The organism is Saccharothrix sp. DSM 118769, assembly GCF_052936295.1.
On sequence record NZ_CP193627.1, the window covers coordinates 6,796,172 to 6,822,051 of the forward strand.

Consider the following 25,880-nt stretch of genomic DNA (forward strand, 5'->3'; position numbering starts at 1 on the left):
TGCCACCGCGTCACCGGTCGCCCTTGTCAAGGGCACCCCTATGGCGCCCCCAAGACTTCTTGAATGCGCCGGGGTCCGGACAGCCGCTTGACGCGGCCGGGGCACGCTGCTACTTTCATTTATCGCGACATATATTCACATTTAAATACCGCAAGAGCTTTCTGACAGACATTTGTCAGCAGTCGGCGGCACATCGGGACAGCGGTGTCCTGGCGATTAACGGACACCCGCTCCGGTGCAGTGACCTTGAATTCGGTGCCCGACTTTTCCGCACGGGAAGAGGCCCGTCGATTTCGCGAGGGAGCTGTTGCTTGCTGCACGCCACGACAGGACCCAGCGCCACGAGCGGCGTCGAGGCCGTCGTCCTCGCCCGGCGCGAGGGCGCGGCACTGCGCCTGTTCGCGTTCCCGCACGCCGGCGGCGGCCACCAGGGCTTCGCCGACTGGCCGGACGGGCTCGCCGAGGACGTCGAGGTCGTCTCGTACACCCTGCCCGGCCGCGGCCGTGACCAGGGCGGACGACCCCACACCTCGTGGGCTTCCCTGGTCGGGGACCTCGCCGACCTCGTGACCCGGCACCACGACGGCGCGCCGTTCGCGTTCTTCGGCCACAGCTTCGGCGCGCTGGTCGCGTTCGAGGTGTGCCGCCGCCTGGCCGACGAGGGCCTGCGCACGCCCGAGGTGCTGTTCCTGTCCGCGCACCGAGCGCCGCACCTGTCGTGGGCGGGCCCGGAACGGCATTCCTTACCCGAGGCCGCGTTCCCGGACCTCGTGCGGGAATGGGGACTCGTGCCGGCGGACCTCCTGGCCGACGACGACCTGCTCCGGCTGATCCTGCCGCCCCTGCGGGCCGACCTGCGGCTGGACGAGGAGCACGTCTGCGGGACCGGCGACGCGACCGGTCGCCGGCTGCCCGTCCGGTGCGTCGTGTACGGCGGTTCCGAGGACCGCACGGTGACCGCCGGAGAACTCCGGGCGTGGCGGCAGCACTTCGACGGCGCGGCCGACTTCGACGTCGAGGTCCTTCCCGGTGGTCATTTTTTCACGATTGACTCGCGGGCCGCCCTGCTGGGCAGCGTCAACGCGCATCTCGATCAGGTTAAAAACAACCTCGGCCCGTCGGTCGCCATCACGGGAACGGCCTACCCGAACCCCGATCGGACGATCTGGGCGCGTTTCCAAGAACACGTGGCGTCACGTCCGGACGCACTCGCCCTCATTGATCACCCGAGGCAGTGGTCCTACCGCGAACTCGACGCGGACGCGACCGCCCTCGCCGCCGACCTGCGCGCCGCCGGGATCACGCGCGGTGACGTCGTCGGCCTGCTCCTCCCCCACTCGGCGGAGTACTGCGTCGGCCTGCTCACCTGCTTCGGCCTCGGCGCGCCGGCCTGCCTGCTGGAGAAGAACTGGCCGGCCTCCCTGCTGGCGCAGTTCCTGGAGAGCGCCGACGTCCGGGTCGTGCTGACCACCCCGGAGCTGGTGGAGCTGCTGCCGGCCGCGTTCCGGGAACCCGGGCGGGTGCTCGTGCTCGACCGGGACCGCCCGCCCGCGCGCGAACCGGTCGCCCCGGTGGGGTTCCCCGACGTCGCGCCGTCCGACATCGCCCTGATCTCGATGACCTCCGGCACGTCCGGCACGCCGAAGGCCGTGCTCAACAACCACCTGGGCTGCCTGTACTGCTTCGACGCGCGCTACGAGCTGTACCCCTACCGGGAGGACTCGCGCGAGGGCCTGAACGCGTTCTTCGCCTGGGAGTGCCTCCGGCCGCTGCTGGAGGGCAGGTCGGCGGTCGTCGTCCCGGACGACCACATCTTCGACCCGGTGCGGCTCGTGGACACGCTGGAGGGCTTCGGCATCACCCGCGCCGTGGTGCCGCCCTCGCTGTTCGAGAGCCTGCTCGACCACCCCGTCGTGGGCCCGACGCTGGTGGACCGGTTGGCGCACATGGAAGCCTGGTTCCTGATGGGCGAGGTCGTGCCCGCCCGGGTCGTCGACAAGGCCGCCGCCCTGCTGCCGCCGCACGTGCGGCTGGTCAACTCCTACAGCACGTGGGAGTGCCTGGACGTCTCCTTCGCCGACCTGCTCCCCCGGCCGGCGGGTGCCGTCCCGCGCTCCGCGTTCGCGCCGGTCGGGCGCGTCCTCGACGGCAGCGCGGCGGTCCTGCTCGGCGCCGACGGCGAACCGGTGCCCCTCGGCGCGGTCGGCGAGCTGCACTTCGCCGGTCCCGGTGTCGCGGACGGCTACCTCGACGACCCGGTGAAGACCGCCGAGCGCTTCGTGCCGTGCCCGCCCGCGCTCGCCGGCACGGCCTTCGCCGGGAGCACCTTCTACCGCACGGGCGACCGCGCGCGGTTCCTGCCGACCGGCGACCTGGAGATCCTCGGCCGCACCGGCGACCAGGTGAAGGTGCGCGGGTTCAAGGTGTCGCTGCGCTCCGTGGAGCACGTCCTGGAGGGCGAGGACGGCGTCTCGCGGGTGATCGTGCGCCCCCTGCTGGACAGCCGCACGAACCAGCCGACGGGCCTGCTGGCCTACGTCCTGGGCGAGGGGGGCCGCCCCTCGGAGACCGTGCTGGCCCGGACCCGGCGCAGGGCCGGGCGCGACCTGCCCGAGTACGCGCGGCCCCGGCACTTCATCGGCCTCGACTCGCTGCCGATCGGCAAGGGCGACTCGCGCAAGCTCGACCTGTCCGCCCTGCCCCCGCCGCCGGCGGAGGAGGACGCCGGGCCCGCCACCGGTGCCGCGCCCACCTCGATGGAGCAGCGCGTCGCGCGGGCGTGGCAGGAGGTGCTGGGCGTGCCGCGGGCCGAGCCGGACGACAACTTCTTCGACCTGGGCGGCGACTCGCTCAGCGCGGCCCGGCTGTCGGGCGTGCTGGCCGAGCGGTTCGGCATCACCCTGCCCGTCATCGACGTCTTCCAGCACAGCACCGTGCGCGCCATGGCGGAGCACTGCTCGCGGAGCGCGGCCGGCGTCGCCACCGCGCCCCGGCGCGCACCCCGCCCGGAGACCACCAGGCTGGCCGTCGTGGGCGTGGCGGGGCGCTTCCCCGGCGCGGCGGACGTGGACGCGTTCTGGGAGAACCTCAAGAACGGCGTCGACTCGCTGACCACGTTCCCCGCGCGGCGGTTGCGGGACAAGGGCGTCCCGGAGGACGTCCTGGCGCACCCGGAGTGGGTGCCGGTCGGCCAGGTGATCGACGACGCGGACAAGTTCGACGCGGGCTTCTGGGGCATCGGGCGGCGCGAGGCCGTCGTGATGGACCCGCAGCACCGGGTGTTCGTCGAGACGGCGTGGGCCGCGCTCGAACAGGCGGGCTACGCGCGGCGCGGCAACCCCTACGCGCGGCGCACCGGCGTGTTCGCGGCGTGCGGCATCGACGGGTACCTCATCCACCACCTGGAGGGCGGCGGCCTCAAGGACCCGCTGGACCCGGCCGGGCTGTTCCTCACCGAGATCGGCAACGAGAAGGACTACATCGCCACCAGGGTGGCCTACCTGCTCGACCTCGGCGGCCCGGCGGTGACCGTGACGTCGGCGTGCAGCAGCGCGCTGGTCGCGGTGGCCCAGGCCGCGCAGTCGATCACGTCCGGCCAGTGCGACATGGCGGTGGCGGGCGGGTCGTCGATCACCTTCCCGAACTTCGGCTACCGCTACGAGGACGGCCTGGTGGGCAGCGCGGACGGCCGCGTCCGGCCGTTCGACGACGCGGCGAGCGGCACCCTCTTCGGCGACTCGGTCGGCGCGGTCGTGCTCAAGCGGCTCGACCTGGCCGTCGAGGACGGCGACCACGTCTGGGCCGTGCTCACCGGCTTCGGCGTGTCCAACGACGGCCGGATGAAGGCCGGGTACGCCGCGCCGAGCGCGCGGGCGCAGGCCCAGTGCATCTCGGACGCGATCACCATGGCGGGCATCGGCTCCGAGCAGGTCTCCTACGTGGAGTGCCACGCGACCGCCACGCACGTCGGCGACGCCATCGAGGTCAAAGGGCTGCACGACGCGTTCGCCGAGCACCGGGGCGCCGACGTGCCCCCGGGCGCGCGCACCGCGCTGGGCAGCGTCAAGGGCAACATCGGCCACGCGAACTGCGCGGCGGGCATCACCGGGTTCATCAAGGCGGTGCTGTGCCTGCACCACCGGACGCTGGTGCCCACCGTCAACCACGAGACGCTCAACCCGAAGCTGGTCGACTTCGTGGACGCCGACGGGTCGCCGTTCACCGTGCAGCGGGAGCTGGCGGAGTGGACCGTGGCCGACCCGGCGACGCAGCTGCCCCGGCGCGCCGGGGTGTCGAGCTTCGGCATCGGCGGCACGAACGCCCACGTCGTCCTGGAGGAGGCGCCGCCCACCGGACCGGCGGGGACGCCCGACCGGCGCGCTCTGCACCTGGTCACGGTGTCCGCGCAGGCCGAGGGCGCGTTCCGGCGCAACGCCGACGCGCTGGCGCGGTTCCTGGGCGGGCTGCCCGCCGACGAGGTGGGCCCCGCGGTCCGGTCCCTGCACCTGCGCCGCGAGTCGCACCCGCTGCGCGCCACCGCCGTGGTCGCGGCGGACGACCTCGGGGCGCTGCGCCGGCTGCGCGACGAGCCGCTCGGCGCGCCCGTGCCGCCGGGGCGCGCGGCCACCGTGGCGTTCACGTTCTCCGGCCAGGGGTCGCAGACCGCCGGGATGGCGCGCGGCCTGTACCGGGGCGGGGCGGACGGCGGGCGGTTCCGCCGCCACTTCGACGCGGCCTGCGCGGAGCTGGGGCGCCACCTGCCCGACGACCCGGCCGCGCTGGTCCTCGGCGCGGATGACGCGTCGGTGGCGCGGCCGACGACGACGCAGTGCGGCCTGTTCGCGGTGGAGTACGCGCTCGCGAGCACCCTGGTGGACGTCGGCGTCACGCCGGTCGCCGTCGCCGGGCACAGCATCGGCGAGTACGCGGCGGCGGTGGTGGCGGGCGTGCTGGCGCTGGAGGAGGCGGCCGAGCTGGTGGCCGTGCGGGCGCTGGCCACCGAGTCCCTCGTCGGCGCGGGCGGCGGGCGCCTCGGTGGGATGCTCAGCGCGGTCGGCGACGAGGAGCGGATGCTGGACCTGGTCGACAGCCGGGAGGGCGTGTGGCTCGCCGCGGTCAACGCGCCCGGTCGGATTGTTCTGTCGGGGACAGAGCCCGCCATCCGGGAGATCGCGGAAGCGCTTGCGCGAATCGGCGCGACGTGCAGGGCGGTGCCCGTGTCGCACCCCTTCCACAGCGACCTGATGACCCCGGTCGCCGACCGGGTCGCCGCCGCGGCGGAGCGGTTCGACGCGCGCGTGCCCGCCGTGCCGCTGGCCGCCAACCTGACCGGCACCTGGCTCGACCCCCGCTACCGGCCCGGCGCGCACTGGGGCGCGCACGTGACGTCGACCGTGCGGTGGCGCGACGACGTGGCCGCGCTGCTGAAGTGGGAGCCCGACGTCGTCCTGGAGATCGGTCCGGGCGCGGTGCTCACCTCGTTCACGCACAAGCTGCTCAAGCACCGCGGCGACGCGTCGACGACGCCCGTCGCGACCCTGCCGGGGGCGAAGGACCCCGACGCGGACGACGAGGTGGCGTTCCTGGAGGCCCTCGGGCAGCTGTGGCGGCACGGCGTCGAGCTGGACTTCGCCGCGTTCCACGACCACCCGGGGGCGGGGCGGCCGACGCACCGCCCGCTGCCGACCTACAGCTTCGAGCGGACCAGCTTCTGGGTGAAGCCGGAGGCGTCGATCCACGTCGACGCCGAGGTGCCCGCGGCGGTGGCCGGGGACGCGCCGGGTCCGCTCGTCCGGTACGCCGCCAAGCCGGACGCGCGGGTCACCCTGTACTGCTTCCCCTACGCGGGCGGGGGCGCGACCGCGTTCCGGTCGTGGGCGGGGTCCGCGCCGGCGTGGCTGGACGTGGTCGCGGTCGAGCCGCCCCGGTCGGGCGACGACACCGCGGACCTGGCCGGGCTGGCCGCCGCGCTGCGGGCGGACGCGGGCCCGCGCGCGGTCGCGTTCTGCGGCCTGAGCTTCGGCGCGTCGCTCGTGCTGGACCTGCTGGGCGGGCCGCTCGCCGACTGGCGCGACCGGGTGCTGGCCGTCTCCGTCGTCGGCCGCGCGCCGATCACCGGCGAGGCGGGCGGGACGGACGCGGTGGACTCGGCGGACGTCGGGTCGTTCCTGATGGTCCCCGACGAGCTGCGCGAGGACGCCCGGTGGCGGCGGGAGGTCCTGCCGCTGCTGCGCGCCGACCTGGGGGCCGACGCCCGCGCGGCGCGGCGGGTGGCCGGGCGGCCCGGTCCGGTGCTCGACTGCCCGCTCCAGGTGCAGTGCGGGACGGACGACCCGTCGTTCCCCGCCGCGTCGGCGCACGGGTGGGCGAGCGCCACGACCAGCCCGGTCGTGGACGTGCGCCTGCACGAGGGCTCGCACGACTTCATGCTGCACCGGCGCGACCGCGTCCTGGCGGCGCTCGTCGCCTTCCTGGACCGCCTCGACCCGGTGGACACCACCTCCGGCGGGCTGCACGAGGTGCGCTGGACGCCCGTCGCGCCGACGGCCACCCCGACGACGACCACCCCGACGACGATCCCGTGGACCGACCTCGACCGCACGGGGACGGCCGCGACCACCCGGTTCCTGCTCGACGCCCTGACCGGCCCCGACGCCGGGGCGGCCGTGCTGCTGCGGCTCGCGCCGGACGTGCCGGCGGGGCGGCACTGCGCGCGGCTGCTGGACCTCGCGCGATCCCTGGTCACCGGCGGGGCCCGCGGCCGGCTGGTCCTGGTCGTGCCCGCGGAGCCGCACAGCGGCCTGGTGGCCGGCCTGACCCGGTCGCTCGTGCTGGAGGAGCCCGGCCTGGTCGTGCAGCGGGTCCACGTGCGCGGGTGGCCGGGGGACGACGACGTCCCCGCGCTGCTGCGCGCCGCGAGCCGGCACCCGGCGGAGACCGACCTGCTCACGGGCGGCGGCCACCTCGGCGGCCCCCTGCTGGGCCGACGCCTGCTGCCCGCCCCGCTGCCGGACCTGCCGCGCGGCGCGCTGGGCGCGACCGGGGGCGGCTACCTGGTCACCGGCGGCTCGGGCGGCATCGGCCGGGTCGTCGTGGACTGGCTGCTGCACCACCAGGGCGTCAGCCCCGACCGGGTGGTCGTGACCGGCCGCGCGGAACCCGACGACCTGCGCCGGGGCGTCCGGTTCGTCGAGGCCGACCTCACCGGGCCGCTCGACGCGGTGGCCGACGCGGTCGGGCCGCTGGCCGGGGTCGTGCACCTCGCGGGAGCGCTGGACGACGGCGTGCTGACCAACCTGGACGCCTCCCGGTTCGACGCCGTGCTCGCGCCCAAGCTCGCGCTGTCCGCGCTGGTCGACCTGGGCCGCGCGTGCGGCGCGCCGTGGATCGCCGCGTTCTCGTCCACCAGCGCCCTGCTCGGCTCGGCCGGCCAGGCCAACTACGCGGCGGCCAACGCCTGGCTGGACGCCCGCGCCGCGTGGCCGCCACCGGACGGCGGTCCGACCGTCGTGTCCGTCGCCTGGGGCACCTGGGGCGAGGTCGGCATGGCCACGCGCAGCGCCAGGGCCCTCGACGCGGCCCGGGACGGCGGCGAGGCGCCGTTGGGCACGGGCAGCGCGCTGGCCCTGTTCGGCCGGGTCGTCGGCTCGCTGCTGTCCGGCGCGCCCGCCGGCCGCTGCTTCGCGGCCTGCGACGTGGACTGGGACCGCACGCCGTGGGCGGGCACGCCGCTGCTGTCCGCCCTGCCCGCCGCGCGACCGGCCGCCCGGCCGCGCGCGTCCGGGGTCGTGCTCGGCGCGCCGAAGTCGCCCGCGCCGGTCGACGACCCCGTGCACGCGTTCCTCACCGGCTACGTCCACCAGTGGGACGAGTCGAAGCAGCTCGTCGACCTGGGACTGGACTCGCTGGACTTCGTCCGGATGCGCGGCGACTTCGCCCGCCGGTTCGGCAAGGACGTGCCGCTGACCGCGATAGCCAAGCCCGACCAGCGCCTCGGCGAGCTGCGCTCGCTCCTCTCGGACTACTGATCACGCGTACCCGCTTGCTGGGGGAAGGGGGCAGTTCATGCCCGTGAGCGACACGGAGCACCGGACCACGACGCGCGCCGCCGACGTGGCCCGCGCCTACGACGCCGCCGTGCGCCGATTACCGGACGCGGAGTTCGAGCGCCTCGCGGCGGCCTCGGCGCGCTACCGGTCGGCCGTCGGGGAGCACCTGTCCCTCGCGCTGCGGGACCTCGCCACGGACGGGGCGGTGGACCCCCGGCGGTTGCGCGCGCTGGCCGCGACGACGGCCCTCGACCCGCTGCACCGGGCGTTCGCCCCGGCGGACCCGCCGGCCGCGGAGGACGACGTGCTGGAGCGGCTGCGGCTGGTGCAGCGCGTGTGGGAACCGTTCGCGGACTGGTGGAGCGGCTACTTCGCCGACCGCGACGGCGCGACCGTGCCGCTGGTGGACCTGTGGCAGCTCTACCTGCCGTTCGCCCGGTGGATCGTGCGGGAGAAGCGCGAGCGCCGCCCCGACGGGCTGTTCGTGGTCGGCTTCAACGGCAGCCCCGGCGCGGGCAAGACGGTGCTCACGACGGCCCTGTCGGTCGTGCTCAACCAGCTCCTGGACCCCCGCGCCGAGGGACGGGCGGTCGCCCGCAGCGGCGACGACTGGTACCTCCGCCGGGCCGACCGGGAACCGCTGCGCGCCCTCGGCTACGACGCGGGCGTGCCGGGCGTGTCGAACCGGTCCCTGCCCGGGACGCACGACCTCGACTGGTTCCTGCGCAACCTGGCGGAGATGGAGCGCAGCGGCCACGACTCGGTCATCCGGATGGGCAACTTCGACAAGGGGACCGATGACCAGCCCACCGGGCCGGACGGGTGCTTCGAGGTGTGCGGCAAGGTCGGCGTCTTCCTGTTCGACCTGTGGTTCGCCGGCGCCGCGACCGACGTGGACCCGCTGGAGCTGCCCGAGGGCCTGCGCCGCCGGGTCGCGGAGCACCTGCGGCGCTGGGCGCCCGCCTTCGACCGGGTGGACGCGCTGTGGGCCTACGGGTGGGACTCCTACGAGCGGCTGCTGGCCGACCGCGAGGCGCAGGAGCGCCTGGTCGAGCAGCGGCGCGGCAGGCGCGGCATGAGCCGCGAGGACGTGCGCACGTTCATGGCCTACATGGTCGAGCGGGCCTGGGACTGGCGGACGACGTCCCCGCTCCCGGCGGAGGACGGGATCACCTTTCGCGCCTGGCGCGACACCAACCACCGCGTGATCGCGGTGCACCGAGGAGGTCGGGCTTCGTGACGCAGTCGTCTTCGCACCCGCCGGCGGGGCGGACGTTCGCCATGCCGGACGTGGTCCGCCAGTTCCGCGAGCTGGTCGAGGAGCAGTCGCGCGGGGACCGCGTCCACGACACCGTCGTCATCGGCGGCGGGGCGGCCGGCGCGGGCGTGCTGCGCGACATCGCCTCCCGCGGCAACGGCAGCGCCGTGCTGGTCGACCGCGGCCCGTTCGGCGGCGAGACGTCGAGCAAGACGGGCAAGGCGATCCACCCCGGCATCCGCTACCTGCGGATGTGCTTCCACCGCCTGCTGCTGGCGTTCGGCCTGCGCCGCGACCCGAAGATCAAGCAGACGCCGGTGCAGAACCTCCGCTCGGCCTGGCTGGACCTCAAGCTGGTCTGGTACGGCACGCGGGAGCGCAAGATCCTGCTGGACACGACCCCGGACACCGTCCAGGAGATCCCCAACGTCGTGTTCGTGCTGCCGGACAGCCCGGAGAAGAAGTGGGCGGTCTTCTTCGGCATCTCGCTCTACGACCTGTTCACCGCGCTGTGGGCGTGGGTGGGCCGCACACCCCGGGGCAGCCGGGTGAAGCTGTTCTTCGACAAGCGCGCGCTGCACCGCGAGCTGCCGCACCTGGCGGCCGACTCCCCCGCCCTGGCGGGCATCCAGTACTGGGACGGCAAGGCCAGCAACGACAAGGTGCTGGTGCTCAAGGCGATCCGCGACGCCTACTACCGGGGCACGGCGGCCAACCCGATCCGGGCGCTGAGCTTCGTCGAGGTCGAGCACTACGAGTGGCGGCCGGACGGCGGGCACTTCCTGGTGACCCTCGTGCGGCGCTTCGAGCACGACGAGCTGCCCGAGCGGGTCACCGTGAAGGCGCACACGATCACCAACGCCGCCGGCCCGTGGCTGGACCGGGCGCGCAACCGGACGACGGAGCCCGACGGCCGCACGTCCGTCGTGTACTCCCGGGGCTCGCACCTGGAGGCGACGAACCGGTTCATCCACGAGAGCCTGTCGGCGGACCCGAAGCTCCAGGTGGGCCTGGTGCCGCTGAACGCCGAGCGCCAGCACTACCTGCGCCCGTTCCACCAGAACGGCATCTGGTACGTCCAGTGCACGACCACCGACCGGCCGCACGCGGACCCGGACCTGGTCGTGCCGATGGAGGACGAGATCGAGGAGCTGCTGCACTCCTACAACGAGCTGGTCGACGACCGCTGGAAGATCACCCGCCGCGACGTCTTCCACGTGTTCTGCGGCATCCGGCCGCTGGCGGCGGCGGCCGGCGGCGAGATCGCGGTCAAGGACCTGACGCGCATGTTCCGCATCACCCGGCACGACCGGGGCGGCCCGGTGTTCGACATGGTCAACATCAAGCTGACCGAGTTCCGCTGGGCCGGCCGCGAGGTGGTCGGGCTGATCGCGAAGGAGCTGCGCCGCAAGGGCGTCAAGGCGCTCGGCGCGTCCACCACGCACCGGCTGCCGTTCCTCACCCTGGAGGGCGAGGGCAGGTTCGCGATCCACCGCGCCGACCACCCGCGCGGCGACCGGGAGTTCCTGCGGGAGAAGGTCGCGCACCACGTGGACCACCAGATGGTCAACAGCTACGAGGACTACCTGATGAACTCCGGCGGCATCCGGGACGCGGTGGTGTTCGACGAGGACGGTCGCTGCGACCTGGACCTCGGCGTGCTCGACCTCGTGCTGGCGGAGATGGCGGACCGGCTCGGCTGGGGCGCCGCGCGGCGCGACCGCGAGTGGGACCGGTTCGCCGAGGTCTACACCCGCAACATGGCGCACTGCGACCTGCGGGTCCGCGTGCGCGACCACCGGCGTCCCCGGGACGTCGCCGAGATGCAGGACGCCAACGCCGGCGCGGTCGACTGAGGAGCGGGCATGTACTTCGAGAAGGACGCGAGTCTGCACCACGTCGAGGAGGAGGTCGTGGCCGTCGTCGGCTACGGCATCCAGGGCAAGGCGTTCGCCGCGAACCTCCGCGACAGCGGGGTGCGGGTCGTCGTCGGCAACCGGGAGGACGAGTACCGGGAGGCCGCGGTCGCGGACGGCTTCGACACGCGGTCGATCGCCGAGGCCGCCGCCGCCGCGTCGATCGTGCTGCTGCTGATCCCGGACGACGCGCACCCGGCGGTGTTCGCCGAGGACGTCGCGCCGAACCTGCGCGACGGCGACCTGTTCGTCCTCGCGCACGGCTTCTCCATCCGGTTCGGCCGGATCACGCCGCCGGCGGGCGTGGACGTGGCGCTGCTGGCGCCGAAGATGTTCGGCAAGCCCATCCGGCAGCACTACCTCGACGGCTCCGGCGTGCTGGCGTTCCTCGACGTCGTGCGGGACGTGACGGGGTCGGCGCTGGCGCGGACCCTGTCCGTGGCCAAGGCCGTCGGCTTCACCCGCTACGGCGTGATGCCGGTGTCGCTGGCCACCGAGACCGAGCTGGACCTGTTCCAGGAGCAGTTCCTCACGCCGCTGCTGATCGACGCGGTCCGGATCGCCTACGAGGTGCTGGTCGAGTCCGGGTGCGAGCGCGTGCCGTCGCTGCTGGACATGCACGCCTCGGGCGAGATGGCCGAGATGCTCGTGGAGGCGATGTCGGCGGGCCTGTACGAGGTGATCGAGCAGCAGGGGTCGCCGACGTGCCGGTTCGGCGTGCAGCGGTACCTGGGCAAGCTGGTCGGCGACGACCTCAAGGCCAAGGGCCGGGAGATCCTCGCCGACATCAGGGACGGCGGTTTCGTCGCGGCGCTGGACGAGGAGGCCGGGGCCGGCTACCCGAGCCTCGACGACTACCGGGCGGCCTACCTGGCGAGTGACGTGACCAAGGCGCACGACGAGCTGCGGGCGATGCTCCGCTCCTCCTGAGGGAAGGCCAGGGACTTGTTACCAGACGTCCAGCACATCGGGCACGCCCTGCCCGACCACGAATCACTGGTGGCGCGGGACACCCGCCACGTGCTGCACCCGTGGGCCGACCTGTCGACCCTGGGCACGCAGGAGTCGCTGATCATCACCGAGGCGCACGGCATCGAGGTGTCCGACAGCAAGGGGAAGACGTACCTCGACGCCATCGGCGGCATGTGGTGCGTCACGGTGGGCTACGGCCACCCGGAGCTGGTCGGGGCGATGGCCGCCCAGGCGCGGAAGATGGCGTACTTCACGCCGTTCGGGGACGTCTCCAGCGAACCCGCCGCGCGGCTGGCCGCGATGCTCGCGGACCTCTCCCCCGGCGACCTCAACCGGGTGCAGTTCACCACCGGCGGCTCGACCGCGGTGGAGTCCGCGGTCCGGATCGCGCACTACTACTTCGCCTCGCGCGGGCAGGCGTCCAAGCGGCACGTGCTGTCCCGGGTGAACGCCTACCACGGCGGCACGTACCTGACGGCGTCGCTGTCCGGGAAGTCCGCGGACCGCACGCTGTTCCACTACGAGAGCGACTGGGTGCACCACCTGGAGAGCCCCGGCTACGACCCGGACACCTCGCCGGTGTCCGCGGCGGAGCGGCTCGACGGCCTCGTCTCCGGCATGGAGCGGGCCATCGCCGAGATCGGCGCGGAGAACATCGCGTGCTTCGTCGCCGAGCCGGTCCTCGCCTCCGGCGGCGTGCTCGTGCCCCCGCCCGGCTATCACGAGGCGACGCTGGAGCTGTGCCGCCGCAACGACATCCTCTACGTCTCCGACGAGGTGGTCACCGGCTTCGGCCGGCTGGGGCACTTCTTCTCGTCCGAGGCGCGGTTCGGCGTCGTGCCGGACATGATCGTCACGGCGAAGGGCCTGACCTCCGGCTACCAGCCGCTGGGCGCGGTGCTCGTGTCCGACCGCGTCGCCGAGTCCCTGGCCGCGCACGCCGACCGGGACAAGCCCGTGTTCTCCAACGGGTTCACCTACTCCGGGCACCCGGTCGCCTGCGCCACGGCCGTCGCGAACATCGAGGTGATGCGGCGCGACGACGTGTGCGGCCACGTGCGCGAGGTGGGCCCGTACTTCATCCAGCGGCTGCGCGAGCTGCGCTCCTCCCCGATCGTCGCCGCCGTGCGGGGCGACCACCTGATGGCGTGCGTCGAGTGCCACGTGCCGGGCGAGGTCGGCCCCACCGCCCGCAACCAGGCGCTGGCGCGCCGCGTCGACGCGCACTGCGAGGAGGCGGGCCTGCTCGTGCGGCCCTACGAGAACCTCTGCATCATGTCGCCGCCGCTGGTCATCACCCGCGGCGAGGTCGACCGGATCGTGGACATCATGGCCGACTCGCTGGCCCGCGCCGAGCACGACCTGCGGACCGGCGCGGTCGAGTAGCACCGGAACTCCCCCGACGAGACACCGGAAGACCTGGAAGTGGTGCCATGGAAGCATCCTCACCGACCCTCGACTGCCGCGGCCTGACCCCGGCGCTGACGGTGCTGCGGATCAAGCAGGCCATCTCCTCGGGCCGCGACGCGCACGCGCCCGTGCGGGTCGTGCTCGACTCGGGGTGCGGGCGCGACCACGTGTCCGGGGCCCTCGGCGAAGCCGCCGGGCGCCTCCGGTACGCCGACGACGACCCGGTCGCCGACCCGGCGCGGCCGTGGTGGCAGCGGCCCGACCTGCGCTACCGGGACGGCCGCCTGCACCTGGGCGGCACCGACGTGGAGGAGCTGGCCGAGCAGGTGGGCACGCCCGCCTACGTGCTGCGGGCCGACCGCGTGCGGGAGAACGTCGAGCGCCTGTCCGGCGCGATGGCCGCCGCCGGCCTGGACCACCGCGTCTACTACGCGATCAAGGCCAACCGGTCGCCCGGCCTGCTGTCCTACCTGCGCACCACGGGGCTGGTGGGCGTCGACGTCTGCTCCACCGGCGAGCTGCTGCACGTGCTCGGCGCCGGGTTCCCGCCCGACGCGGTCTCGTTCACCGGCACGTCCCTGTCCCGCCAGGAGGTCGAGGCGCTGGCCCGCTTCCGCGGCCTGCGCGTCAACTTCGACTCCGTGTCCTCCTTGGACGCCTACGGCCGGCTGCGGCCCGGGTCCGCGGTCGGGCTGCGGATCAACCCCGGCATCGGCGTCGGCTACCAGGGCAACGAGCGGCTGAACTACAGCGGCGCCCCGACCACCAAGTTCGGGATCTACCGCGAGCACGTGGACGAGGCGAAGGCCGTCGCCCAGCGGTGGGGCCTGGACGTCGTCCGGCTGCACTTCCACGTCGGGTGCGGTTTCCTGGACGCGGAGCTGTCCCAGTTGGAGGAGGCGCTCGACGCCGCCGACGCGTTCACCGCGCACTTCCCCGGCCTGCGCGAGATCAACCTGGGCGGCGGGCTCGGCGTGCCGCACACCGCGACCGACCGCGCGCTCGACCTCGACCGGTGGGCGGGCGCGGTGGCCCGCAGGTTCGCCGGGCGCGGCCTGCGGGTCGCGGTCGAACCCGGCGACCACCTCGTGAAGGACGCGGGGCTGCTGCTCACCACCGTCACCTACGTGGAGCAGCGCCGCGACGTGCTGTTCGCCGGCCTCGACGCGGGCTTCAACCTCGCCGTGGAACCGGCTTTCTACGGGTTGCCCTGCGAACCGGTCGCGGTCGTGCCGCGCCGGGACGAGGGCACCGAGACCTACACCGTCGTGGGCAACGTGAACGAGGCCCTCGACAAGTGGGCGTCCGACCACCGGATGACGCGGCTGCGGGAGGGCGACCACGTGGCGCTCATCAACTCCGGCGGCTACGCGGCGTCGATGCGCTCGGACCACTGCCTCCGCGGACAGGCCCGCGAAGTGCTGCTGATCGACTGAATCCACGACGGTCCCGCCGGCCGTCCGGCTCACTTGGGGGTCTACCAATGCGATCAGAGAGCATGCTGTCGGCGCGGGCGCACACTCCCGACGCCGCCGGTGACGTCGTGCCCAGTTTCGCCTTCAACCCGACCGACCCGTGGACGACGACGTTCCAGGCGGCCCTCGAACGCGCCGACCTCGCCGGCCGCCGCGTCTACGAGGTCGGGGTGGGCACCGGCACGAACATCGCGTTCATGCTTCAGAAGTGCGGCGCGTCCATGGTGCTGGGCAGCGACCTGGACCCGCGGTTACCGCTGCTCGCCCAGCGCCTCATCGGGGAGATCGCCCCCGACCTGCTGGAGCGGTTCCGCCCGATCGAGGGCTCGGTCAACCTCATCGACACGCCCGACGCGCGGGCGGAGGTGGCCCTCGCCGACGTCGTCGTGGGCTGCCTCCCCCAGGTGCCCGACCCGGACGACGCGATGTACCTGGACTTCCACGACGCCCAGCTGAAGAGGGCGGCGCTGGTGGGCGGGCGCACGGACGACCACATCGCGCACTACTACCCGTGGTCGGCGTTCAACGACTACCCGTTCAACGCGGTGGGCCTCGGGCTGATCGAGGCGCTGCTGCGGCGGGTCAGGGCGGCCTCGCCGACCGCCCAGGTCGTGCTGACCTTCGGGTGCCGGATCGGCCGGGCGCCCATCCTCCAGCTGTTCCGGGCCAACGGGTACCGGCCCGAGGAGCTGGTCTCGCGCGTGGTGCGGCAGAACGAGCGCACCGACATCTCGTTCTTCGTCGCCCTGGAGGCCGCCCTGCGGGGCACCGCCTACGAGGGCGACTTCACCTGCGAGTTCTACGCCGACCCCGACGGCCGGGTGCCCCTGTCGGCCCGCGAGGCCAAGGAGCGGCTGGACACCGACCCCGCGCTGCCGGTGTTCCACGAGATCTGCGTCCTGCGGGGCCACCCGGGGCTCGCCGCGGACTGACCAGTTGGAGGTATAGCTGTGGACACCAGATCAGGTAGCGGCGCGCCGGCCTTCCGCCTCGTCGAGCCCGGCCCGGCCTTCACCGTCCCGGTGCGCGGGCGCGCGTTCCTGGCCGGCTCGGCGCACCGGAACTTCCCGGAGACCGTGCCCGACGTGGGCCCGGTGCTGCCGACGCTCGCCGCCGACGGCGCCGGCCACCCGCCCGACGCGCTCGCCGCGGCGGTGCGGGACGTGGTGGACGAGGCGCTGCCGAAGTCCGGCGGGGTGCTGCTGCGCGGCCTGCCGCTGACCGACAAGGCCGGTTTCGAGGGGCTCATCGGCGGCCTGGGCTACGACCGCGCCGGGTACGAGGGCGGCATCGCCGTGCGCAAGCAGGACTCGGGCGCGGCGCTCAACGCCAGCCAGGAGGACCGCCGGATCACGCTGTCCCCGCACAACGAGATGGCCTACCTGCCCACGTACCCGCGGAAGATCTTCTTCTTCTGCGAGAGCGAGGCCACGTCGGGCGGCGAGGTGCCGGTCAACGACGTCCGGGAGACGGCCGCGATCATCCCGGACGACGTGAAGGACGCGTTCCGGGAGAAGGGCGTGCGGTACCACCGCAACCTCGCGAAGGAGTCCGGCAACGGCGAGATGGGCTGGGTCGACACGTTCCGCACCGAGGACCGGGCGGCCGTCGAGGAGCACCTGGTCGCCTCGGGGTACGAGTTCGCCTGGGACGCCGACGAGGGGCTGCGGTACCACTACGCGCGCGACGCGTTCACCGCCCACCCCGACACCGGCGAGGAGCTGTGGTTCAACCAGGTCACCGAGCTGCACTGCTCGTACTGGCGCTCCCACCCCGGTTTCCCACCCGACCTGCCCGACGACGCGTACCCGGCGACGACCACCTACGGCGACGGGTCCCCGATCGACGAGGACCTGATCTCGTACCTGCGCGGCGCGCTGTGGCGCACGGCGCGGGCGGTGCGGATGCGGCGGGGCGACGTGCTGGTGCTGGACAACCAGGTCTACCAGCACGGCCGCTTCGCGTTCGAGGGCCCGCGGCGGCACTTCGTCAGCCTCGCGCGGTAGCCGTCACGGGGTGCGCCACCGGCGGTCGTCCGGCGGCGCACCCCCTCCCGACCGCGCACACGACACCCTGGGGAAGACCTTGCAGTTGGCGAAACCGGCGCTCAAGCCCGCCCGGCCGTGGTTCTCGGCCGGGCCCTGCGCGAAGCGACCCGGCTGGGACCTCGACGCCCTGAAGGGGGCGTTCGTCGGCCGTTCGTTCCGCGGCCCGGAGGGTCGGGCCAGGCTCGCCGAGGTGATCGGGAAGTCCAAGGAGGTGCTGCGCCTCCCGGCGGACTACGAGGTCGCGATCGTGCCCGGCTCGGACACCGGCGCGGTCGAGATGGCGATGTGGAACCTGCTGGGGCACACCGGGGTCGAGGTGTGCTGCTGGGAGAACTTCGGCTTCACCTGGCTCGCGGACGTCGTGGACCAGCTGCGGCTGCCCGACGTGACCGTGCACCGCGCGGACCGGTACGGCGCGCTGCCCGACCTGTCCCGGGTGGACTTCGACCACGACGTCGTCTTCACCTGGAACGGCACCACGTCCGGCGTGTGCGTGCCCGACGGCGACTGGATACCCGCCGACCGCCGGGGACTGACGATCTGCGACGCCACGTCCGCGGTGTTCGGCATGGACGTCGACGTGGCCAAGCTGGACGTGATCACCTGGTCCTGGCAGAAGGCGCTGGGCGGTGAGGGCGCGCACGGCATGATCGCCCTGTCGCCCGCCGCCGTCGAGCGCCTGGCGGTGTTCCGGCCCGACCGGCCGCTGCCCAAGGTGTTCCGGCTGGCCAGGGACGGCCGGCCGCTCGACGGGCTGTTCGGCGGCTTCACCATCAACACCCCGTCCATGCTGGCCGTGGAGGACGCGCTCGACGCGCTGGACTGGTGCGCCGGGGTGGGCGGGCTGCCCGAGCTGGTCGCCCGTTCGCGCCGCACGCTCGACGTCGTCGCGCGGTGGGTCGGGGCGAGCCCGCACGTGGAGTTCCTCGCCGAGGACCGCCGCTCGACCTCGTCGACGAGCATCTGCCTGCGGTTCACCGACCCGTTCCTGGACGGGCTGCCCCCGGCGCGCACGGCGGCGTTCGTGGCGCGCCTGCTGGCCAGGATCGAGGAGAACGGCGCCGGTCACGACCTGGCCGCGCACCGGGAGGCGCCGCCCGGCATCCGGATCTGGGGCGGGCCCACGGTCGACACCGAGGACGTGGCGGCGCTGCTGCCCTGGGTCGACTGGGCGTTCGCGGAGACCCTGCACGAGTTCACCACCACCACGAGCACGAGGACCGGATGACCGACGCGCTCACCTCCGAGCTGACCCGCTTCGCCGAGCACCTCGCCGACGAGGCGCGCCTGCTGCTCTCCCGCGCGGCTGCGGAGCCCACCTCGGTGGACGTCAAGGCCGACAACAGCTTCGTCACCGCCACCGACCGGGCCGTCGAGGCGCGGTTGCGCGACCTGATCGGCGCCGCCTACCCCGACCACGGGATCGTGGGCGAGGAGTACGGCTCGTCGAACGCGGACGCGGAGGTGGTCTGGGTGCTGGACCCGCTGGACGGCACCGCGCCGTTCATCGCGGGCATCCCGGTCTACGGCACGCTGATCGGCGTGAGCAGGCGCGGCAGGCCGTGGATCGGGGTGATGGACTACCCGGCGACCGACGACCGGTGGGTGGGCGTGAGCGGGGCGTTCGCCGAGCGGAACGGGGTGAAGGTGGGTGCGCGGCGCTGCGCCGACCTCGCCTCCGCGCTGCTGACCTGCTCGAACCCGGACTTCTTCGGCCCGGAGGACCACGCGGCGCTGACCCGCGTCCGCGACCGCGCCCGGTACACCCTCTACGGGGGCAGCTCGTTCGCCTTCGGGGCGCTGGCGAGCGGCCGGACGGACCTCGCCGTCGACAGCGGGCTCAAGGTCTACGACGTGTTCGCGCCGGCGGCCGTGATCAGCGGGGCGGGCGGTGTCGTGACCGAGTGGTCGGGCGCCGAGCTGACCCTGACCTCGGGGACCCGGGTCGTCGCGGCGGGCGACCCCGGGCTGCACGCGCTGGCGCTGGCGCTGCTGGCCTGAGCCGTCACCGCTGGGGGCCGCCCGGCACCGGGCGGCTCTCCACGACCTGCTTCATGACCAGGGTGGACGTCAGGCGCTGGATGCCGGGCAGCGCGGCCAGGTGGTCGTCCTCCAGGCGCTGGTAGGCGGCGAGGTCCGCGGTGAGCACGCGCAGCAGGTAGTCCGGGTCGCCGAACAGGCGCTGCGCCTGGACCACCTGCGGTATGCCCGCGACGGCCTCCTCGAAGCGCAGCAGCGTGTCGCGGTCCTCTTGGCGCATGGTGACGAACACCAGCGCCTCGAAGGTCAGGCCGACCGCCTCCGGGGCCACGATCGCCCGGTAGCCGCGGATCGTGCCGCTGCGCTCCAGCTCGCGCAGCCGGCGGTGGCAGGGCGACACGCTGAGCCCGACCCGCGACGCGAGGTCGGTGACGGTCAGCCGCCCGTCGGCCTGGAGCTCGGCAATGATTTTCCGGTCGATCACGTCCACGTGGAAGATACTTCTGGTCGGCGGTCGGGATCACAACCACCGGTGACCGATCAGGCGTCGTACGCGCTCATCACGTGCTTGATGCGGGTGTAGTCCTCGAAGCCGTACACCGACAGGTCCTTGCCGTACCCGGAGTGCTTGAAGCCCCCGTGCGGCATCTCGGCGGCGAACGGGATGTGCGTGTTGATCCAGACGGCCCCGAAGTCGAGCCGGGCGGACAGCCGCACCGCCCGGCCGTGGTCGCGGGTCCACACCGAGGAGGCCAGCCCGTAGCGCACGTCGTTGGCGCAGGTCAGCGCGTCGGCCTCGTCGGTGAAGGTCTGCACGGTGATCACCGGCCCGAAGATCTCGGTCTGGCTGGCCTCGTCGCGCTGGCGCAGGCCGGAGACGACGGTGGGCGCGTAGAAGTACCCGCGGTCGCCGACGCGGGTGCCGCCGTGGTGCACGGTGGCGTGCTCGGGCAGCCGGTCGACGAAGCCCGCCACCCGGGCGAGCTGCTCGGCGTTGTTGAGCGGGCCGTAGGCGACGTCGGGGTCGTCCGGGCCGCCGGTGCGGGTGGCCCGCGCCTCCTCGGTGAGCGCGGCGACGAACTCGTCGTGCACCTCGGCGGCGACCAGGACGCGGCTCGCGGCCGTGCAGTCCTGGCCCGCGTTGAAGTAGCCCGCGGCGGCGATGCCCCGGGCCGCGGCGGCGAGGTCGGCGTCGGCGAAGACGAGGACGGGCGCCTTGCCGCCCAGTTCGAGGTGGGTGCGCTTGAGGTCGGCCGCGGCGGCGCCGGCGACCTCCATGCCGGCGCGGACCGAGCCGGTGATGGACACCATGTCGGGCCGGGGGTGCGCGACCAGCGCGCGGCCGGTGCCGCGGTCGCCGCAGACCACGTTGAACACGCCGGGCGGGAGGAACTCGGCGCACAGCTCGGCCAGCAGGGCGGTCGAGGCGGGCGTGGTGTCGGACGGCTTGAGCACGACGGTGTTGCCCGCCGCCAGCGCCGGCGCGATCTTCCACACGGCCATCATCAGCGGGTAGTTCCAGGGCGTGACCTGCCCGCACACGCCGACCGGCTCGCGCCGCACGTACGAGGTGAGGCCGGGCAGGTACTCCCCCGCCGAACGCCCTTCGAGGACGCGCGCCGCACCGGCGAAGAACCGGATGTGGTCGGTGCACGGCGGGACCTCCTCGGCGGCGGTCAGCGCGCGCGGCTTGCCGGTGTCGAGGCACTCGGCGTCGACCAGGTCGCCGGCCCGCGCGTCCATCGCGTCGGCGATCCGCAGCAGGGCGCGCTGCCGCTCGGCGGGCGTGGTCCAGCGCCAGGTCTCGAAGGCCCGCGCCGCGGCGTCCACGGCGGCGTCCACGTCGACCTGCCCGGACAGCGGCGACGTCGCGTAGACCTCGCCCGTGGTGGGGTCGACGACGTCCAGCTCCCGCCCGTCGGCCGCCGGGCGCTGCTTGCCGTCCACGAAGTTGGCGAACGCGGTCATGGGTTCCCCCTGCTGCCTCGGGTCCTGCTGCCTCGGGTCCTGCGCCGCGTCCGATTCCACCAGAGCGCCCGGCCCGGCGGTATCCGCGGATCAGCTCCGACCCGAAGGCTCGGGCGCTTCGGGCGCCCCGGCAGCTCCCGGTGCCCCGGCCGCCTCGGGTTCGCCGGCCGCTCCCGGTTCCCCGGCCGCTCCTGGTTTCCCGGCCGACCGGCCGCCGCGCCGGGCGCGGACCGCGTTGGCCGCCGCGAGCAGCGCGCCCAGGCCGAGCAGGACCAGGCCGCGCACCCACACCGCGCCGTCGATCTGCGTGAACAGCAGCAGGCACGAGGCCAGCGCCAGCCACGGGACGACGACCGGCACCCGGAAGTGGTCGGCCTCGCCGCCCTCCCGGCGGCGCAGCACCAGCACGGCGGCGTTGACGGCGGTGAACACGATCAGCAGCAGGAGCACCAGCGTCTCGGCCAGCGCGGCGACCTCGCCGGTCAGCGCCAGCACCAGGGACAGCGCCGAGGTCGTCGCGATCGCCACCCACGGCGTGCGCCGGCGGGGCAGGACGCGCGCCAGCGGCGCGGGCAGCAGGCCGTCGCGGGCCATGCCGTAGGCCAGCCGCGAGGACATGATGCCGGTGAGCAGCGCGCCGTTCGCCACCGCCACCAGCGCGACCACGCCGAACAGCCAGTCCGGCACGCCGCCGGCCAGCCGCACCACCTCCAGCAGCGGCCCGCTGGACCCGGCCAGCTCCTCCGTCGGCACGGACGCGCTGGTCACCAGCCCGATCAGCAGGTAGACCGCGCCCGCCGTGAGCAGCGCGCCGAACAGCGCCCTCGGGTAGGAGCGGCGCGGGTCCTCGACCTCCTCGGCCAGGTTCACCGACGTCTCGAACCCGACGAACGAGTAGTAGGCCAGCACCGTGCCCGCGAGCGTCGCCCCGACCAGGCCGTGCTCGGCCGTGCCCACCTGGCCGAGCCTGCCCAGGTCGGCGTCGCCGCGCAGCACCACCCAGGCGCCCAGGCCGATGACCAGCAGCAGCCCGCCGACCTCGATCGCCGTGGCCACCGCGTTCGCGCCCAACGACTCCTTCACGCCGCGCGCGTTGAGCAGCGCGAGGACGGCCAGGAACACGACCACCACCAGCAGCGTCGGCAGGGACACCAGCGCGCGCAGGTAGTCGCCCGCGAACGCGAGCGCCAGCGCGCCCACCGACACCACGCCCGCCGCGAGCATGCAGAACCCGACCAGCGAGCCCGCCGCCGGGCCGAACGCCGTGGTCGCGTAGTGCGCCGAACCGCCCGCGCGCGGGTAGCGGGTGGCCAGCTCGGCGTACGCCCCGGCGGTGAGCGCGGCCAGCACGAGCGCGGTCAGCAGCGGCAGCCACACCGCGCCGCCGGACTGCGAGGCGACCTCCCCCACCAGCACGTAGACGCCCGCGCCGAGGATGTCGCCCAGGATGAAGAGGTAGAGCAGGGGCGTGCCCACCGCCCGCCGCAACGAGGTCGCCATGCCCGCCCCTGTACCCACCGGGGACGGCGGCGAAGCGCGATCAGGCGGGTTGGCCGACCCGGTCGGCGGAGGTCCAGGTCAGGGCCTCGGTGAGGGTCGGGAACACCCGCAGCACCTGGGACACGCCGGTGATCTCCAGCGGCCTGAGCACGGCGCGGCCGGTGGCCACGAGCACCAGCTCGCCGCCCGAGCGCCGGACGTGCCGGTCGGCCTCCAGCAGCAGCGCCAGGCCGGACGAGCCGAAGAACCGCACCGCGGTCAGGTCCAGGACGACCACGGGCGGGGGCGGCGCGAGCAGCGCCTCCCGCACGCGCGGGGCGGTATCCAGGTCCAGTTCACCCGAAACGGTGACAACGACAACCCCGTCGGCGTGAACCACGTCGACGTCCAGGACGGGTGACGGGTGCTCGATCGGCTCGGCCACGGCGGCTCCTCGAGGTGCGTGCGGTCGTACAAGGCATTTATACCAACATCGGCAGGCCACGACCGCCGCTCAAGCCCGGTCACCCCGTCGGTCGACCCAGTCGGCGGACGGCGGCCACGATGTCGCTGTTGGGCACCCCCTTGAGGAGGTACTCCACCACGCCCGCGCGCCGGACCTCGCCGACGGCCGCCGAGTCGGCGTGCGCCGACAGCGCGAGGATGCCGGTGCGCGGCGAGCGGAGCCCGATCTCCCGGGCGGCGCGGCCACCGCCGCCGCCGGGCATCCGCACGTCGAGCACCACGACGGCCGGCTCGTGCCGCGCGGTCAGCTCGATGGCCTCGTCCGCGTCCCGGGCGACGGCGACGACCTCCAGGTCGGGTTCGGCGTCGAGCACCTCGCGCAGCGCGTCGCGGATCATCGGGTCGTCGTCCGAGATCACCACGGCGATCCTCGGTGCCCCGGTCACGGTTCCACCCGGACGTCGGGCGTGGGCACCCAGAACCGCACGACCGCGCCGCCGCCGGGGCGCTCGCCCAGGGTCCACCAGCCGCCGGAGGTCTCCGCGCGCTCGCGCATCTCGATGGTGCCGAAGTGCTCGGACGCGCGCCGCCCGGCGGGCGCGACGCCGCCGATGTCGTCGGGCGCCACGCCGCCGAGGCCCACGCCGTCGTCCGCGACCTCGACCAGGGTGCCCCGGTCCGCGGTGGTCAGCGAGACCTCGACGGCGGTGGCGCGGGCGTGCTTGCGGACGTTGGTCAGCGCCTCCTGGCAGATGCGGAAGATCGTGATGGCCACGTCGGCGGGCAGCTCGTGCGCCAGGTCGTGCCGCAGCCGGTAGGTCATGCCCCACTGCGCGGTGACGTCGGTGAGGTAGTGCTCCAGGGCCTCGCCCAGGCCGTGCCGGTCCAGTTCGGGCGGGCGCAGCCGGAACACCAGGTCGCGCAGCCGGCCGATGGACGTGCGCACCGCGTCGTCCAGCATGCGCACGGTGCCCACGTGCTCGTCGGGCACGCGGCTCGCGAGCAGCTGCAACCTCATGCCGACCGCGACCATGGCCTGGATGGAGTCGTCGTGCACGTCCCAGGCGATGCGGCGCCGTTCCAGCTCCTGCGCCTCGACGAGGTGGCCGACGAGCCTGCGCTGCTCGACCAGGGTCCGCTCGACGCGCCGGTGCTCGGTCATGTCCCGGGTCACCTTCGCGAAGCCCCGCAGCTCACCCGACTCGCCGAACAGCGCCGTGATCACCACGTTCGCCCAGAACCGCGACCCGTCGGCCCGCAGGCGCCACCCCTCGTCCTCGAACCGGCCGACCTCCGCCGCCACCTCCAGCTCACGCCACGGCTTCCGCGCCGCCAGGTCCTCCGGCGGGTAGAACACCGAGAAGTGCCGCCCCACCACCTCGTCCGCCGAATAGCCCTTGATCCGCTCCGCACCCGCGTTCCAGCTGATCACGCGACCACCCGGGTCCAGCATGAAGATCGCGTAGTCCACGACGCTCTGGACGAGCAGGCGGTAGGCGTCCTCGGGGGGAGGCGCGACGCCGCTGGCGGGGTCGACGGGCATGGCGCCACTGTGCACCACGAGCCCGGACCGGGCCGTGGGCGGTCGGTCAGGCCGCCGGGTCATCCTCCGCGCCCACCTCGGCGTCCACCTCGCACCACACGACCTTGCCGCCCGGCAGCGCGTCGACGCCCCAGCGCGCGGCGAGCCGGTCCACGACGACCAGGCCCCAGCCGCCGGCCGGCCCCGACTCGCGGGCGCGCGGCAGCAGCGGGCTGGCGTCGGGGGCCTCGACGCGCACCCCGCGCGCGTCGCAGACCAGCCGGAGGACCGGGTCGGAGGCGGTGTGCCGCAGGACGTTGGCGACCAGTTCGGAGGCGAGGAGCACGACGGCCTCGTGGTCACCGCGGAAGAGCCACTCGACGAGGGTCGTGCGGACGAACTCGCGCGCCCTGGCCGCGGCCCCGCCCCCGCGGGGCACGCCGAAGCCGGCCACCCGCGAAGACAAGGAGAGGTCCACGGTCACACCGTGGCGGAAGCGGCGTCGTCTGCCCAGACGCACCCACACCGGTCGGGCTGGTGCAGGTGCATCAGTCGAGCAGCCCGTCGCGCCGGGCGATGGCCACGGCCTCCAGCTTGGACCGCGCGCCCAGCTTCTCCAGCACCCGCTGCACGTGGTTGCGCACGGTGTTGCGGGCGACACCCATCCGCTCGCCGATCTCGTCGGTGCCGGCGCCCTCCGCGAGCAGCCCCAACGCCTCGCGCTCGCGCGCGGTGAGCGCGCCCCGGCCGCCCGGCACGCGCCCGGTCAGCTTGCCCAGCACGCCCGCCAGCACCCCGCCGTCGTACACGACCTCCCCCGCGGCCACCCGCAGCACGGCGTCGGTCAGCTCGTCCAGCCGCGCGGACTTCGACACCAGGCCGGCCGCGCCGCACTCCGCCGCCCGCACCGCCACGGACACGGTGACCTCGCCGGTCAGCACGAGCACGCGCGCGCCCGACTCGCCGAACTCCCCGATGGCGTCCAGCCCGTCCCCGTCGGGCAGGTGCCGGTCCAGCAGCACCACGTCGGGCCGCAGCCGCCGCACGTCGGCCACCGCGTCGGCCACCGACCCGGCGGTGGCGACGACCTCCACGACCTCGGCGCCCGACCAGGCCAGGCCGAGCGCCTCGGCCACCAGCCGGTGGTCCTCGACGAGGACCACGCGGACGGGTGCGGGCGGGGGCGTCATGCCGGGTGGTTCCTCGTCTGTGGACAGGCCCTCAACCCTAGTCGCCGTTACCAGACCCCTTCACCCGACCGGCTCCCCGCGCTGGGCCGATCGGCCGCCCGCACCGCCCGCCCGCGCCGTCGGCACCGTTCGCTCACCCGGACCGGTGA

General features: G+C 74.1%; 18 protein-coding genes. 10 read left to right on the forward strand and 8 right to left on the reverse strand.

Annotation, left to right across the window (positions count from 1 at the left end):
- Positions 1-311 precede the first annotated feature (311 nt).
- The 10 genes from ACRAKJ_RS28215 (at position 312) to ACRAKJ_RS28260 (ending at position 19,128) form a co-directional block, all read left to right on the forward strand.
- Positions 312-8,027, forward strand: coding sequence for an alpha/beta fold hydrolase (locus ACRAKJ_RS28215; RefSeq protein WP_438921203.1), 7,716 nt, complete (start codon positions 312-314; stop codon positions 8,025-8,027).
- A gap of 37 nt (positions 8,028-8,064) precedes the next feature.
- Positions 8,065-9,288 carry a hypothetical protein gene (locus tag ACRAKJ_RS28220; RefSeq protein WP_438921204.1) on the forward strand — a complete coding sequence of 408 codons (1,224 nt, stop codon included), beginning with the start codon at positions 8,065-8,067 and terminating at the stop codon, positions 9,286-9,288.
- Positions 9,285-11,162: an FAD-dependent oxidoreductase gene (locus tag ACRAKJ_RS28225; protein WP_438921205.1), complete on the forward strand. Its 1,878-nt coding sequence runs from the start codon at positions 9,285-9,287 to the stop codon at positions 11,160-11,162. Before ACRAKJ_RS28220 ends, ACRAKJ_RS28225 begins: the two co-directional genes overlap by 4 nt.
- 9 nt (positions 11,163-11,171) lie before the next feature.
- Positions 11,172-12,152 (forward strand): NAD(P)-binding domain-containing protein, encoded by a 981-nt coding sequence (locus ACRAKJ_RS28230; RefSeq protein ID WP_438921206.1) that lies wholly within the window; start codon positions 11,172-11,174, stop codon positions 12,150-12,152.
- Positions 12,153-12,167: 15 nt separating this feature from the next.
- A complete protein-coding gene (locus ACRAKJ_RS28235) occupies positions 12,168-13,580 on the forward strand; it encodes an aminotransferase (RefSeq protein WP_438921207.1) in 1,413 nt (470 codons plus the stop codon).
- A 47-nt stretch (positions 13,581-13,627) separates the two neighbouring features.
- Positions 13,628-15,040, forward strand: coding sequence for a diaminopimelate decarboxylase (locus ACRAKJ_RS28240; RefSeq protein WP_438921208.1), 1,413 nt, complete (start codon positions 13,628-13,630; stop codon positions 15,038-15,040).
- A gap of 47 nt (positions 15,041-15,087) precedes the next feature.
- The gene (locus ACRAKJ_RS28245) at positions 15,088-16,011 is read left to right on the forward strand and encodes a hypothetical protein (protein WP_438921209.1); all 924 of its coding nucleotides are present in this window, start codon (positions 15,088-15,090) and stop codon (positions 16,009-16,011) included.
- Between the two features lie 18 nt (positions 16,012-16,029).
- Entirely contained in the window at positions 16,030-17,085 is a 1,056-nt protein-coding gene (locus tag ACRAKJ_RS28250; protein WP_438921210.1) for a TauD/TfdA family dioxygenase, read from the forward strand.
- Positions 17,086-17,164: 79 nt separating this feature from the next.
- The gene (locus tag ACRAKJ_RS28255; RefSeq protein WP_438921211.1) at positions 17,165-18,355 is read left to right on the forward strand and encodes a phosphoserine transaminase; all 1,191 of its coding nucleotides are present in this window, start codon (positions 17,165-17,167) and stop codon (positions 18,353-18,355) included.
- Entirely contained in the window at positions 18,352-19,128 is a 777-nt protein-coding gene (locus ACRAKJ_RS28260) for an inositol monophosphatase family protein (RefSeq protein WP_438921212.1), read from the forward strand. Before ACRAKJ_RS28255 ends, ACRAKJ_RS28260 begins: the two co-directional genes overlap by 4 nt.
- A 4-nt stretch (positions 19,129-19,132) precedes the next feature.
- Here the strand turns inward: ACRAKJ_RS28260 and ACRAKJ_RS28265 are convergent, their stop codons facing one another.
- From ACRAKJ_RS28265 to ACRAKJ_RS28300, 8 genes are all read right to left on the reverse strand, one after another.
- The gene (locus ACRAKJ_RS28265) at positions 19,133-19,597 is read right to left on the reverse strand and encodes an Lrp/AsnC ligand binding domain-containing protein (RefSeq protein ID WP_438921213.1); all 465 of its coding nucleotides are present in this window, start codon (positions 19,595-19,597) and stop codon (positions 19,133-19,135) included.
- Between the two features lie 50 nt (positions 19,598-19,647).
- Entirely contained in the window at positions 19,648-21,075 is a 1,428-nt protein-coding gene (locus ACRAKJ_RS28270; RefSeq protein ID WP_438921214.1) for a gamma-aminobutyraldehyde dehydrogenase, read from the reverse strand.
- A gap of 90 nt (positions 21,076-21,165) precedes the next feature.
- Positions 21,166-22,575 carry an amino acid permease gene (locus tag ACRAKJ_RS28275; protein ID WP_438921215.1) on the reverse strand — a complete coding sequence of 470 codons (1,410 nt, stop codon included), beginning with the start codon at positions 22,573-22,575 and terminating at the stop codon, positions 21,166-21,168.
- Positions 22,576-22,615: 40 nt separating this feature from the next.
- Positions 22,616-22,999 carry an anti-sigma factor antagonist gene (locus ACRAKJ_RS28280; protein WP_438921216.1) on the reverse strand — a complete coding sequence of 128 codons (384 nt, stop codon included), beginning with the start codon at positions 22,997-22,999 and terminating at the stop codon, positions 22,616-22,618.
- A 79-nt stretch (positions 23,000-23,078) separates the two neighbouring features.
- Positions 23,079-23,465: a response regulator gene (locus ACRAKJ_RS28285; RefSeq protein WP_438921217.1), complete on the reverse strand. Its 387-nt coding sequence runs from the start codon at positions 23,463-23,465 to the stop codon at positions 23,079-23,081.
- A complete protein-coding gene (locus tag ACRAKJ_RS28290) occupies positions 23,462-24,562 on the reverse strand; it encodes a PAS domain S-box protein (RefSeq protein ID WP_438921218.1) in 1,101 nt (366 codons plus the stop codon). The genes ACRAKJ_RS28285 and ACRAKJ_RS28290 overlap by 4 nt, the downstream gene beginning before the upstream one ends.
- Before the next feature lie 46 nt (positions 24,563-24,608).
- Positions 24,609-25,019 (reverse strand): ATP-binding protein, encoded by a 411-nt coding sequence (locus tag ACRAKJ_RS28295; RefSeq protein ID WP_438921219.1) that lies wholly within the window; start codon positions 25,017-25,019, stop codon positions 24,609-24,611.
- 70 nt (positions 25,020-25,089) lie between these two features.
- Positions 25,090-25,731: a response regulator gene (locus tag ACRAKJ_RS28300; RefSeq protein WP_438921220.1), complete on the reverse strand. Its 642-nt coding sequence runs from the start codon at positions 25,729-25,731 to the stop codon at positions 25,090-25,092.
- Positions 25,732-25,880: the final 149 nt, after the last annotated feature.